Below are 13,252 nucleotides of genomic sequence, written 5' to 3'. Positions count from 1 at the left end.
TATTAACGACGCAAGCCGAGACGTCCGATCAGGGTGGTGTACCGCCCTGCATCTTTCTTCTTCAGATAGTCCAGCAGTTTGCGGCGCTGGTTAACCATGCGAATAAGGCCGCGACGCGAGTGGTGATCTTTACCGTTGGCCTCGAAGTGACCCTGGAGTTTATTGATGTTGACTGTCAACAGGGCAACTTGTACTTCGGGAGAACCGGTGTCACCTTCAGCCTGTTGATACTCTTTAACGACTTGAGCTTTCTCTTGGGCAGACAATGCCATTTCACTATTCCTCATTCACTATGAATATGCGTGAGTCACACTGCGCTTTCGCTTTACAGGTCACTCTCATGTCGAGCCTGCCCGTGCATATTTACAGACAGGTTCGTTACGCCCGAGCGCCGCACATAGACGGAGCCTCAGACTAGCCGCCTATTGTCGCATATTAGAAACCAAACGGCGAGGGGCTACGCGCCCGTCGCTGAGAATTTCTCCAACACCTACAAATTGGCCAGTGTTCAGCTTGAGCCCCACCAGCCCCTCGGTTGGGGCGTTGGGCACCTGCACCGCCTGTCCCTGCATGAGGTAATACCCGGCGGTATCCCCTAGCTCCAGTATGGTCATCTGGGGCAGTGCAAGATCTATTGGCAGCAATAGAGCGTCCAGACCGTCAAAATCCGACCGATCCCTCAATACCTGCAGCTCTTCGAGGTTCTTTGATTGGGCCAGGGTAAACGGACCGGCGGCCGTGCGCCGCAACATGGTGATATGGCCGCCACAGCCCAGCGCCTGCCCCAGATCCTCCGCCAACGAACGGATGTAAGTGCCTTTGCTGCAGCGCACACTGACATCCACCTCAGCTTGCACGCCTGAACGAAAAGCGGTGATTTCAAGCGAATAGATAGTGATTCGGCGCGCTTCACGCTCAACCTCAATGCCCTGGCGCGCCAGCTCATAGAGCGGCTTGCCATCTTTTTTGAGGGCGGAATACATGGAGGGAATCTGCTCGATGGTACCGACAAAGGCAGCAGCTGCGTCACGCACCGCCTGCTCGGTTATCGCGCTCGCATCGCGCTCGCTGGTAACCTCGCCTTCCGCATCTCCGGTCGCCGTGGTGATACCCAGGGTTACCGTTGCATCGTAGGCCTTGTCGGCATCAAGAAGATATTGGGAGAATTTGGTGGCCTCACCGAAGCACACGGGCAACACCCCTGTGGCCAACGGATCGAGACTGCCGGTATGCCCGGCTTTGGCAGCGTTATAGATGGCGCGAGCCACTTGCAGCGCCCCGTTGGAGCTACGTCCAGCGGGTTTGTCCAAAACCAGAATGCCGTCCACCGGACGACCGCGACGCTTACGACCCACTTACTGCTCGTCGTCTTTGCTGCGCTGGCGGTCTTTGGCGACCGCATCGTCGATCAGGCGCGACATGTATTCACCACGGCGCACACTGGTATCGTAGATAAACTTCAGGGCAGGTGTAGTACGCGCGTTGTGGCTCTGGGCAACGCGACTGCGCAGAAAACCAGCCGCGCGATTAAGCACCTTGAGAGACTCCTTGGCCTCCTCTTCACTGTCCTTCCCCATCACGGTCACAAACACACGTGCGTGCGACAGATCTCGACTCACCTCAACATCGGTAATACTGACCATACCAACACGTGGATCGCGTATCTGGAACTGTATCAGCGCGCCGAGTTCCTTCTTCAGGAAGTCGGCAATTCGCTGGGTCCGGCTGAAATCACTCACGCATTCAACCTCTTACAGAGTACGAGCAAACTCTTTCACCTGATAGACCTCGATCTGATCGCCCGCCCTGACATCGTTGTAGTTCTTCACGCCAATACCACATTCAAAGCCCTGACGAACTTCACCGACGTCATCCTTGAAGCGGCGCAGAGATTCCAGCTCGCCCTCGTAGATAACCACGTTGTCGCGCAACACACGGATCGGATTGTTTCGGTAAATCGTGCCTTCGATAACCATACAGCCAGCAATCGCACCCAGCTTGGGCGAACGGAATACGTCGCGAACTTCGGCGGTACCCACAATCTCTTCGCGCATTTCCGGAGACAGCAGGCCTGACAGCGCCTGTTTTACGTCGTCGATTAGATCGTAAATAACGCTGTAGTAACGCAGGTCGACGCCTTCGTTTTCAGCCAATTTGCGCGCGGACACATCGGCGCGCACGTTGAAACCGAACATGACTGCACCGGCGGTGATTGCCAGGTTGACGTCGGATTCGGTAATACCGCCAACGCCACCAGACACCACATTCACTTCCACTTCGTCGTTACCCAGATCCACTAGAGACGCCTGCAATGCTTCCAATGAACCGCGCACGTCGGCTTTGAGGACTATATTCAGCGATTGTCGATCAGCCCCTTCACCCATGCGATCAAACATGGAGTCGAGCTTGGCAGCCTGCTGCCGCTTGAGTTTCTGGTCGCGATCTTTGTGAGCACGGAAATCCGCCACTTCACGAGCACGCTTTTCATTCTCTACAACAACAAAGCTATCACCGGCATCGGGCGTCCCATCCAGACCAAGAATCTCAACCGGAATAGACGGTCCTGCAGCATCAATTTGACGGCCAGTCTCATCAATCATGGCGCGAACGCGGCCGTAGTATTGCCCCGCCAGAACAATGTCACCCTTGCGCAGGGTACCGTTCTGAACCAGCACCGATGCTACGGTGCCGCGACCTTTATCGAGGCGCGACTCAATCACCAGCCCCTGACCTGGAACGTCAGCCGGTGCTTTCAATTCCAGCAGCTCCGCCTGCAGCAGCACTGCGTCTAGCAAATCGTCTACGCCATCACCGGTATGGGCTGAAACCTCCACAAACTGGGTTTCACCACCCCAATCTTCCGGGATAACTTCTTTAGCAGACAGTTCATTCTTGACGCGATCTGGATCCGCCCCCTCTTTATCCATTTTGTTGACGGCTACCACCAGCGGCACACCAGCAGCGCGGGCATGCAAAATCGCCTCTTCGGTCTGCGGCATCACACCATCGTCAGCAGCAACCACCAAGATAACAATATCAGTACTCTTGGCACCACGTGCTCGCATCGCGGTAAATGCGGCGTGACCAGGAGTATCCAGGAACGTGATCATGCCGTGCCCGGTCTCCACATGGTAGGCACCGATATGCTGGGTAATCCCCCCGGCTTCACCACTTGCCACCTTGGCTTTTCGAATGTAGTCGAGCAGCGACGTTTTCCCGTGGTCTACGTGACCCATAACGGTTACAACTGGCGCGCGCGATTGCAGCGTACCTTCACCGTGTGAAAGCAGGGTTTCCTCCAATGCCTCTTCGAGTGCATCGTCAGATACCAGTCGCGCTGTGTGCCCCATCTCTTCAACCACCAGCTGACCAGTTTCCTGATCAATTGCCTGGTTTATGGTTGCCATAACGCCGAGCTTCATCAATTCCTTGATGACTTCGCCCGCTTTAATGCTCATGCGCTGAGCCAGCTCCCCAACCGTGATGGTTTCGGGAATTGCAACTTCTTTGATAGCTTTCTCCGTTGGCGCCTGGAAGGCATGCCGCTTGTGATCGTCTGGCAGTTTCAGTGTTCGTTTCTTGCCGCGACGATAACTGCCATCGTCTTCCTCGAAGTCGGCTGTTACTGCAACCCGACCGCGACCCTTCGGCGCCTTGCCACGCTTGCCGCGCGGCTTATCGTCGTCTTCACGACCAGTGCGGTGCACTTTTTTGGGTTTGGCTTTGCCTTCAGGCTCTTTCTCTTTGTGAGGCTGAGCAGAGGTCTTCTTGGCCTCTTCAACCTGCTGCGCAGCAATAGCCAAGCGCTCTTCTTCTTCACGCTTGGCTTTCAGTGCAGCTTCGCGACGCTCGCGCTCCTTGGCTTCTTCGTCCATACGCCGATGAGCAGCACGCTGACGCAGAATTTCCGGGTCAATCTCAACTTTTTCTTTCGGCTTGGGAGCCGCCGCACGAACAGGTTTCTCTTCTACCGGCCCGGCAGGCTTCTCCTCAGGCACTTCAGCTTGCGCAGGCGCTTCCTGCTCAGCTTTCGCTGCAGCTGCCTTGGCCGCCGCTTCAGCTTCTGCCTGCGCTTTGGCTTCAGCCTCTTCAGCGGCTTTCTTCTCCGCCTCAGCTTTGGCTTGCGCAGCCAAACGGGCCGCTTCTTCCGCCGCCTGCTTTTCAGCCTCAGCTTTTGCGTTGGCTTCTTCTTCGGCTGTTTCCGCCGCCAATTCTGCAGGATCACGTTTCACGTAGGTGCGTTTTTTTCGCACTTCCACGCTGACCGTTTTCTTAGCCGCGCCGGAGCCGGTTTTCAGGGTGCTTAAAGTCTTTCGCTTCAGCGTAATTTTCTTGGGCGCTGATGCTGTTTCACCGTGACTGTTTTTAAGAAAAGCCAGCAGAACCTGCTTGTCCGCATCGGACACAACTTCCTCAGCAGCCTGATGCTTCAACCCCGCTTCTTTCATCTGTTTCAACAGACGGTCTACGGGTGTCCCCACAACTTCTGCCAGCTGGCTTACCGTTACTTCAGCCATTCAATCTTCTCCCTTACCTCGTCCGACAGCTTGCACTGCGCATACACAACGCTTGAATACCGGGCGTCCTCTAGCTGGCTTCACCAGATGAGTCTTCATCGGCGAACCACGGCGCACGTGCTGTCATAATCAGTTGGGCAGCTCGCTCGCTGTCCATGCCTTCAATATCCAATAAATCTTCTACTGCCTGCTCGGCCAAGTCTTCCATCGTAGTGATGCCCTGACTGGCCAGCTGGAAAGCCAAATGACGATCCATGCCTTCCATCGTCAACAGATCTTCTGCCGGCTCGGCAGCTTCCAGCTGTTCTTCGCTTGCGATGGCCTGGGTTAACAGGGCATCTTTGGCGCGCGCACGCAGTTCTTCGGCAATATCTTCGTCGAAGCCTTCAATACCCAGCATTTCTTCCAGCGGCACATAAGCCACCTCTTCCAGCGTAGTGAAGCCCTCTTCTACCAGCACACCGGCGACATCTTCATCAACGTCCAGAGCGTCCATGAACATTTCCATCACCTGACCAGATTCCTGCTCATGCTTCTCCGACATAGCTTCAACGCTCATGACGTTGATTTCCCAGCCGGTCAGTTCGCTAGCCAGTCGTACGTTCTGTCCAGCGCGACCGATAGCCTGAGCCAGATTGTCTTCGCCAACACCGATATCCATAGTTTTAGCGTCTTCATCCACGACAATGGACTCGACTTCAGCCGGCGACATGGCATTGATGACCAGCTGCGCGGGGTTATCATCCCACAGCACAATGTCCACTCGCTCGTTGCTCAACTCGCCAGACACCGCCTGCACGCGCGCACCGCGCATACCTACACAGGCGCCAACAGGATCGATGCGGCCATCATTGGTTTTCACTGCAATTTTTGCACGTGAACCCGGATCGCGAGCAGCTGCACGAATCTCTATGACCTGCTCGGAAATCTCCGGCACTTCAATTTTAAACAGCTCGATGAGCATTTCCGGACAGGCGCGGCTAAGCAGCAACTGAGGGCCTCGCGCATCTGCACGCACTTCTTTCAAAACAGCACGCACGCGATCGTTAATACGGAACACTTCACGCCCGACCAGCTCTTCGCGTGGTAGCAAGCCTTCAGCGTTATTACCCAAATCAACAATAATATTATCGCGAGTCACTTTTTTGACGGTGCCGTTAATCAACTCACCCAACCGGTCTTGGTATTGCTCGACCACCTGGGCACGTTCGGCTTCGCGTACTTTCTGAACTATGACTTGCTTTGCGGTTTGCGCCGCAATGCGGCCAAAGCCTACGTTTTCAATTTCTTCCTCGTAAACATCGCCCGCCTTGAGACTAGCATCTTGCTCGTGGGCTTCTTCCAGTGTGAACTGGGTACCCAGCAGGGCCAGCTCATCATCGGAAACCACTTCCCAGCGACGGAATGTGCGGTAGTCGCCTGTAGTGCGATCTATCACGACATAGATATCGGAGTCTTCTTCGTAGCGCTTTTTCGCTGCGGTGGCCAAGGCCTGTTCGATCGCCTCGAAAATGATATCGCGCGAAACGCCCTTTTCGTTTGAGACCGCTTCCGCTACCAGTAATATTTCCTTGCTCATCCTATGCCTCGTCGACTGGCCGGTATCTTAACCGGCGATTGACCAGAGCCCGGGCTTGATTATTCAAACCGCGGAACAACATTTGCCTTCTCAATATCTGCCAATGGAAAAAGGTATTCATGGTCGTCCACAAGGAGAACCACGTCTTCATTTTCCACGCCTACCAATCGCCCTTTAAAGTTGCGGCGACCTTCATAATTCATGCGCAACTTGACCTTGATGGTCTCGCCAGCGGCATCGGCAAAATGTTCCAGCCGAAACAGCGGCCGGTCCATGCCCGGTGACGACACTTCCAGGCGATATTCACCCGAAATGGGATCTTCGACATCCAATATGCCACTGACTTGATGGCTGACCCGCGCACAGTCATCCACCGTAATACCGTTATCGGCATCGATATAAATCCGGAGCATGCCGGAACGGCCCTGAGCTATGTACTCAACGCCCCACAGACGGTAACCGAGCGCTTCTACTGAAGGCTCAATCATGGTTTGTATCTGCCGTGATTTACCGGACAATATTTCGAACCCACCAACAAAAAATGGGCACTAGGCCCACATTTGAAAATTCTGTCTTGCAACCATTTCTTATGGTTACTAAAAAGCCCCTAAAGAGGGGCTTTCGACGTCCTTACGATGACAAAACCCTGTCATCTTTTACTGCGTGGACCCATGCAGCAGACAAGCCGCCGACGCCACTTCAAACAAGAGGCAGGATTATAGGCCTGTGCCCCCGGAGGGTCAAGGAATACCGGCGTTTGCACGGTATTGCTCAGTCCTGCTTGGGCCCTATCCATACCTGCTGGGCATTCACAAAGGCGTGAATACCGTGCGGCCCAAGCTCGCGACCATAGCCGGAGCGCTTGATGCCGCCACTGGGCAGCCGCGGATCGGTTTTAACCAGGCCATTCACCACCACCTGACCGGCCTCCATTTGCAAGGACAGCATTTCTCCACGCTCAGCGGTTGTCCAGATGCTGGCCGCCAACCCGTACTCGGTATCATTGGCGATAGTCAGTGCCTGATCTGCATTTTCAGCCTTCAGCACCACGGCAACGGGGCCGAAAGTCTCTTCACAGGCCGCTGTCATGTGGGGCTCGACGTCAGCCAGCAGCGTTACCGGATAGTAGTAGCCCGCACCGTCGGGCATTTCGCCTCCAATAACACAGCGCGCGCCCTGTTCAATGGTTTCAGTAACCTGACGGTGCAGATTCTGACGCAGGTCGTCGCGCGCTATTGGTCCGACATCAGTATCTTCTCGCGCCGGGTCACCCAAAGTGAGCTTGCGCAGACGCTGCTCCAGCCGAGCGAGAAAATCGTCGTACACTGGCGCTTCCACAATGATCCGCTTGGCGGCTATACAGGATTGACCGGCATTGATGATACGCGATGTGGTAATCGCCTCGGCCGCCTCGTCCAAATTTGCGTCAGCAAGCACAATGACTGGATCTGAACCGCCCAGCTCCAGCACCGCCGGCTTAATCGCCGCGGCTGCCATAGATGCCACTTTCGCTCCAGCGCGATCCGACCCAGTAAAAGAGACTCCTCGAATGCGCTTATCGTCGATGGCTTGCGCCACATCCGGCGTCGCCAACGGTAGGTTTTGCATGATATTAGCCGGAGCGCCCACCTGGTCGAACAGCTCTGCAATGGCTTCGGCGCAAGCCGGCACGTGCGGGTCGTGCTTCATCACGCAGGTGTTACCGGCCATCAGTGCCGGCGCACAAAACCGAAATGCCAACCAGAACGGCGCATTCCAGGGCAAGACGCCCAACACCGGCCCCAGCGGCAGATAGCGCACATAGCTATGGCTTGCATCAGAGGCCAATTCATCGTTCGCCAGATAGCTTTCCGCATGCGCAGCATAGTGATCGGCACACCACGCCGCCTTGGTCACTTCGCCCAAAGCCTCTTTTTTCGGCTTCCCCATTTCTTCGGTCATTAAGGGCGCAAGCGTTTCAATATGGTCGCGCATATACTGCGCAACGTCGCGCAATACCTTCGCCCGCTCGTTAAAGGTGGTGTGACGCCACGCACGGTACGCTGTCTCCGAGCGCTCCATAACGCGGTCGATATCATCCGCTGTGGCTGCAGCCACCTCCCGCACCCGCTTGCCGGTGGCCGGATTGATCACTTGGAGCATTCACTGTCCTCCTGTGCCTTTACGTCGCCTGCCAGTTTCAATTTATGCGACGACTTCTTTTCGCCGGGTTTGCAGAGAAAGTCTTCCTCAAAATTAAAAAACGACTCACAACCGCTGGCAGTGACCATCAGCGTATCGGAAATACCAACGGTCTTATCGCCCTCCACGCCCCACATCCAGGGAATCAAGTGGAAGGTCATCCCCTCTTCAAGCACCGTGGATTCGCCCTGCTTCAGGCTGATGATATAGCCTTCGTCCCAACTCGGAGGGAAGGCGATACCGATGGAATAACCCGAGCGGGTAACGAGGCGGGCGCCAACATCGTTATCAGTAATGATATTGCGCACCAGATTATCAGCATCCGAGACCGTCAGGCCGGGGCGCATTGCCCGCTTAACCTCTTTGAGCGCGAGTTTCATTCGATCCTGGGCTTTTTCCATCGCCGGTGACAGTTCATCCATCACCACAGTGCGCATCATTGCGGTGTGATAGCGCCGGTAGCAACCACCAACTTCCAGGAAAACGTGCTCTCCCGCCTGCACCTCGCGACCTTCCCAGGTGGCGTGACCAATCATGCTTCGAGGCCCAGAGGTAACGTAAGGCATTACCGCCGGTGGTTCGCCGCCTGCACGAAACATGGCCGAGCTGATGGCGGCTCCTATTTCATTTTCGGTAACCCCCACCTGACAGGCTTCAAAACCGGCCTTCATACCGGCTTCGGTCGCGCGCGCCGCCTTGCGCATGACTTCAATTTCAGCCGGAGACTTTCTAACCCTCCCCTGCTCTACAATGCCGAAGCAATCAAGCAGCTGGCCATCGGTGAAGGTGGTATGAATGTAGTCCTGGTGATAAGCCGGGAAGAAATAGCTGTTTCGCTCGTAGCCAATGTATTTGTTGGCCAACCCGAACTCTCGCAGACTCTGCACCAGCATCTGGATCGCGTCACCCGTGTCCGGATAGGGCCGCGTCAACTCTACCCAAGTGCGCGCATGCACATTCGATTCTTCCAGCTGCCGGGTAATCATGAAAGGCTCACCTTCCAATGGCACCACCAGCGATTGGAAAAACGAATAGCCCGTGGTCTGGTAATCCGTGAGATACATGAGGTTTTCAGGGTCAGTAATCACCACCGCATCCAACAGACGCTGCGACATGCGTTTGCGCAGCTCACTCAGCCGACGCTCGTATTCCTCGAAAGGAAAGGTCATATCATCGCGCTGCCTCATGCCGCTGCCTCCATGACACTGTGTATCGCTTCGCTGAGTATCTTCAGACCTTCTTTGAGATCCGCCTCTGGAATGGTGAGAGGCGGAATCACTTTCAGCACTCGACCACCACTACCGCAGGGCCCAAGCAGCAAACCATTCTCAAAACAAAGCGCTGCCATTTCCTTCGCTTTGCTGCCGTCAACCACATCCAGAGCCTGTATCATGCCCTTACCTCGCACGGCATAACCCTGCCCCGCGTATTGCTTGGCCAGCTCATCGAGATGGGCGGCAATCAAGTCGCCGTTCTTCTTTACCTCAAGCATCAGCTTGTCGTCGTCGAAATAGGTCAGCGCCTCACGACCGGACACAAACGAAAAACCTTGCCCACGAAAGGTGCCGGTATGCTCACCCGGTGACCAGTGCTGATCGTGCTCCGGCTTGATTAGGTTCATGGCCAGCGGCGTACCGAAACCACCAATACCTTTGGCCAGACAAATAATATCTGGCGCCAGATCCATACCATCAAAGCTGAAGTAGGAACCTGTGCGGCCACACCCCACCTGAATGTCGTCAATAATGAGCAACGCGCCATGCTCGTGGGCAATGCGTTGCACTTCTTTCAACCAGGCTTTACTCGCCACATTAACGCCACCTTCAGCCTGAATCACTTCCAGCACATACGCTGCCGGAGGGGTAATCCCGCTGGAAGGGTCTTTTAGCGCCCGCTCGTGTTCGGCGAGGCACTCCATGCCCCCACCTGGTGCATTTTCGAAGGGCAAACGCACCACATGATCCAGCGGAACACCGGCAGCCTGCCGAAAGTAGTCATTGGCTGTGCACGCCAATGAACCAAGCGTCATGCCATGAAAACCATGGCTGAATGCAACGACATGCTGCCTTTTGGTAACCCGGCGGGCGAGCTTTAGCGCAGCTTCTACCGCATTAGTACCGGTTGGCCCCATAAATTGCATTTTGTGATTCATGCCGCGCGGTTCAAGAATGGTGGTGGCGAACTTTTCAATAAAATCGCGCTTGGCGGTGGTGTACATATCCAGACTGTGGGCTACGCCATCGGCCTCGATAAACTCTATGAGGGCTCGCTTCATGCGCTCGTTGTTATGCCCAAAATTGAGCACCCCGGCACCAGCGAAAAAATCGATGTAAGACTTTCCGTTTTCATCAGTTTGCCGCGCGTTGCTGGCAGATTTAAAAACGGTTGGGAAACTACGGCAGTATCCGCGAATTTCAGATTCCCACTGTTCAAATATTTTCATTCTCCGTTCTCCTCGTGCTAAAACTCGTGGCTTCAGGAATGGGGTCGCGACCCGGGTTATTCGTCCTCGTCTAGTTACTGCTTTCTATACCAACATGTTTAAGATCAATGAGCAAAATCGGGGCCAACCCCAGTGAATTTTGCCAATTTCACGACAGCTCAGGCCTTGACAGACGGCACAGGCGCACCTGCCAACTGAAGAAAGACACGTGCGACATCCGGTATTAAGGAATCCCGAAAATCGTATCGTGGGTTGTGACAGGGGTAGTCTTGCAACGTGCCCTGGCCAGATCCGATCAGGGCAAAAGCACCCGGAATCGTATTGAGGTAATAACTGAAATCTTCTGATGCCATAATCGGCACGCGAGTCTCCCCACACTGCCAGTCGTTACCCAGAATGTTAGCTAGCGCGGCGCGCATGTTGCCCGCCTGCGCGGCATGGTTCACGGTGGCGCCGTAGCGCGGTGTAAGTTCAACGTTAGCGGTTACACCGTACGCCTGAGCCGTAGATGATGCAATATCCCGGATCAGACCTTCTACCTCTTCTCGCATCGATGAAGATCCTAAGCGGATGCTGCCAGCAATAACCGCGCTATCGGGAATTACAGTTTCAGCGCTACGGGCATCAATTGAGGTCACGCTGACCACCGCAGCGCGCTGGGCCGGCAAGCGTCGCGATACGATCTGCTGCAGCGCCTGAGTAACCGACGCTGCGGCCAACACAGGGTCACGGCACAACTCAGGCTGACTCGCGTGGCCACCGCGCCCAGTCAGTGTAATTTTGAATGTGCCATTGGCTGCCATAACCGCACCATCTGGACACACAGCCTTTCCGTGCGGAATGGCTGGCCAGTTATGCCAACCATAAATGGCATCGACACCGTCCAGCGCACCGTCTTCCACCATTTTTCGAGCGCCGTGCCCGCCCTCTTCGGCGGGTTGAAACAGTACGGTAACCGGCCCCGGGAGCTCGGCCTCATGCCGACACATCCACCACAGTGCCGCGAACAGCGTTGCGGTATGCCCGTCATGCCCGCAGGCATGCATAAAACCCTCGCGCTCAGACTGCCACTCCACCCCGCTGGCTTCGCGTATCGGCAGCGCATCAATATCAGCTCTCAAGGCAATATGAGCGCCAGGAGCTTCCGGAGCCAGCGTAGCCGCGGTGCCGGTTGTGGCACATTCGCGCCAACGCAATCCGAGCTCATCGAGTAATTTACGAATGGTTTTCGCCGTCTCAAACTCAGACCAGGCAATTTCCGGATAGCGATGCAGACCATGCCTCAATTCAACGGCACGATTGATAATGGTTTGCCATTCGTTGTGCATTTCAACACTCCACCAAGCCGCCGCTTTGATGCCATCAATAGCCGTCGGCTTCATCAAAAGAACAACTATCTACAGCCTAGCACGGCAAACAAGAGTAGACAGGGGAAGGAGAGAAAAAAATACCTGAAACGACAGCGGCGCTTTATGGGAAGAAACGCTGAAACGACTTGGCGCACAGACTGCGACTACGCGGCATTACTGAAGCGCGTTTGAGCATGCTGCGCCCAATCAAGGCCTGCCCTGCAAACCAATCCCACTTGCCGCTCAAGAGTTTGAATCTGCAGCGGACTAGCAATCCGCAAACAGGTCGCCAGTCGACCCCGGACGCATGATAAAAGGAGCTGCAGACAGTCGCCGTTCAGTTCTGGCGGTTAAGAGCCTGCTCGCCTGATCAACTGAGCCATGCAACCACTCAGCAATGTTATCAGCGTCGAGTAATAGGGGCATGCGGTGGTGTACCCAATCAATCTGAGATACAGGTTGAGTGGTTAGCACAGTAAACGTATGACGCTCGTCATCCCCCACCCAGGTATCCCACAACCCTGCCAGCAGCAGTGGAAGACCGTCCAAACCTGCGATACGGTGGCATCGCTTTACACCATCAATGACCGGCCATTCGAAATACGCCGATACTGGCACAATACAACGTTGCGATTTCCGCCATGCGGAACGAAAAGTCGATTTTTCGGCAACTGTTTCAGCTCTCGCATTAAACGTGCTGTAAGCCAATCGCGGCGCTTTCGCCCACCCAGGTATCAACGACCAAGAGCGCTCGCGATAGCCACGCGCATCCACGGTGCCCGCGTTCATGGTTGGTCGAACGTCAAATCGATCCTGCACATCGACAGGCCAATCAGTCAGGATCTCAGCCCACCGGTGCATTGCCTTATTGTGCTGTTCAAACGCGCCACACATCGCTTCAGAGATTATTGGCAAGGGAAGGGATGACACTGGCACAACAGTGCCATGCGTGTCTAGCAGGACAAATGCCCTAACGATAATCTTTAACTGAGAGCCAGCCGGGCCGCCTCAGCGAAGCAGACATAAAAAAAGCGCCCCATTGGGACGCTTCCTTTAATATTGGTGCGAAGGCGGGACGCGCATAAAATTCTACAGGCCAGATATAGCAATAACTTCAGTTTTTACGAAAGAATAAATACCCTCAGAAGCACCCCCCAGAATTTTCCTACTGCGTGGCGTTTTC

At 55.1% G+C, this 13,252-nt stretch carries 11 protein-coding genes; all 11 read right to left on the bottom strand.

Annotated elements, in window-relative coordinates; translation table 11 throughout:
• Positions 1 to 2: 2 nt before the first annotated feature.
• Entirely contained in the window at positions 3 to 272 is a 270-nt protein-coding gene (rpsO, locus tag ABYP39_RS12600; RefSeq protein ID WP_372748136.1) for a 30S ribosomal protein S15, read from the bottom strand.
• A gap of 150 nt (positions 273 to 422) precedes the next feature.
• A complete protein-coding gene (gene truB, locus ABYP39_RS12595) occupies positions 423 to 1,355 on the bottom strand; it encodes a tRNA pseudouridine(55) synthase TruB (protein ID WP_372748137.1) in 933 nt (310 codons plus the stop codon).
• Positions 1,356 to 1,739, bottom strand: coding sequence for a 30S ribosome-binding factor RbfA (rbfA, locus tag ABYP39_RS12590; protein WP_372748138.1), 384 nt, complete (start codon positions 1,737 to 1,739; stop codon positions 1,356 to 1,358).
• Between the two features lie 12 nt (positions 1,740 to 1,751).
• Complete coding sequence (gene infB / locus ABYP39_RS12585; RefSeq protein WP_372782836.1) at positions 1,752 to 4,517, bottom strand: translation initiation factor IF-2; 2,766 nt, start codon at positions 4,515 to 4,517, stop codon at positions 1,752 to 1,754.
• 70 nt (positions 4,518 to 4,587) lie between these two features.
• Positions 4,588 to 6,096, bottom strand: coding sequence for a transcription termination factor NusA (nusA, locus tag ABYP39_RS12580; RefSeq protein ID WP_372748140.1), 1,509 nt, complete (start codon positions 6,094 to 6,096; stop codon positions 4,588 to 4,590).
• A gap of 59 nt (positions 6,097 to 6,155) precedes the next feature.
• The gene (gene rimP, locus ABYP39_RS12575) at positions 6,156 to 6,614 is read right to left on the bottom strand and encodes a ribosome maturation factor RimP (RefSeq protein ID WP_372748141.1); all 459 of its coding nucleotides are present in this window, start codon (positions 6,612 to 6,614) and stop codon (positions 6,156 to 6,158) included.
• Between the two features lie 253 nt (positions 6,615 to 6,867).
• Positions 6,868 to 8,238 (bottom strand): NAD-dependent succinate-semialdehyde dehydrogenase, encoded by a 1,371-nt coding sequence (locus tag ABYP39_RS12570; protein ID WP_372782834.1) that lies wholly within the window; start codon positions 8,236 to 8,238, stop codon positions 6,868 to 6,870.
• The gene (doeA, locus tag ABYP39_RS12565) at positions 8,226 to 9,464 is read right to left on the bottom strand and encodes an ectoine hydrolase (protein ID WP_372748312.1); all 1,239 of its coding nucleotides are present in this window, start codon (positions 9,462 to 9,464) and stop codon (positions 8,226 to 8,228) included. The genes ABYP39_RS12570 and doeA overlap by 13 nt, the downstream gene beginning before the upstream one ends.
• The gene (locus tag ABYP39_RS12560; RefSeq protein ID WP_372782832.1) at positions 9,461 to 10,720 is read right to left on the bottom strand and encodes an aspartate aminotransferase family protein; all 1,260 of its coding nucleotides are present in this window, start codon (positions 10,718 to 10,720) and stop codon (positions 9,461 to 9,463) included. The genes doeA and ABYP39_RS12560 overlap by 4 nt, the downstream gene beginning before the upstream one ends.
• 158 nt (positions 10,721 to 10,878) lie before the next feature.
• Positions 10,879 to 12,048, bottom strand: a complete 1,170-nt coding sequence (doeB2, locus tag ABYP39_RS12555; RefSeq protein ID WP_372782840.1) for a N(2)-acetyl-L-2,4-diaminobutanoate deacetylase DoeB2 — start codon at positions 12,046 to 12,048, stop codon at positions 10,879 to 10,881.
• Positions 12,049 to 12,336: 288 nt separating this feature from the next.
• Entirely contained in the window at positions 12,337 to 12,963 is a 627-nt protein-coding gene (locus tag ABYP39_RS12550) for an SOS response-associated peptidase (RefSeq protein ID WP_372782838.1), read from the bottom strand.
• Positions 12,964 to 13,252: the final 289 nt, after the last annotated feature.

Source organism: Litorivivens sp., assembly GCF_041625495.1.
GTDB lineage: Bacteria > Pseudomonadota > Gammaproteobacteria > Pseudomonadales > Spongiibacteraceae > Litorivivens.
Note: the sequence above shows the minus strand (reverse complement) of the source record. Positions and strands in the feature narration are given on the sequence as shown.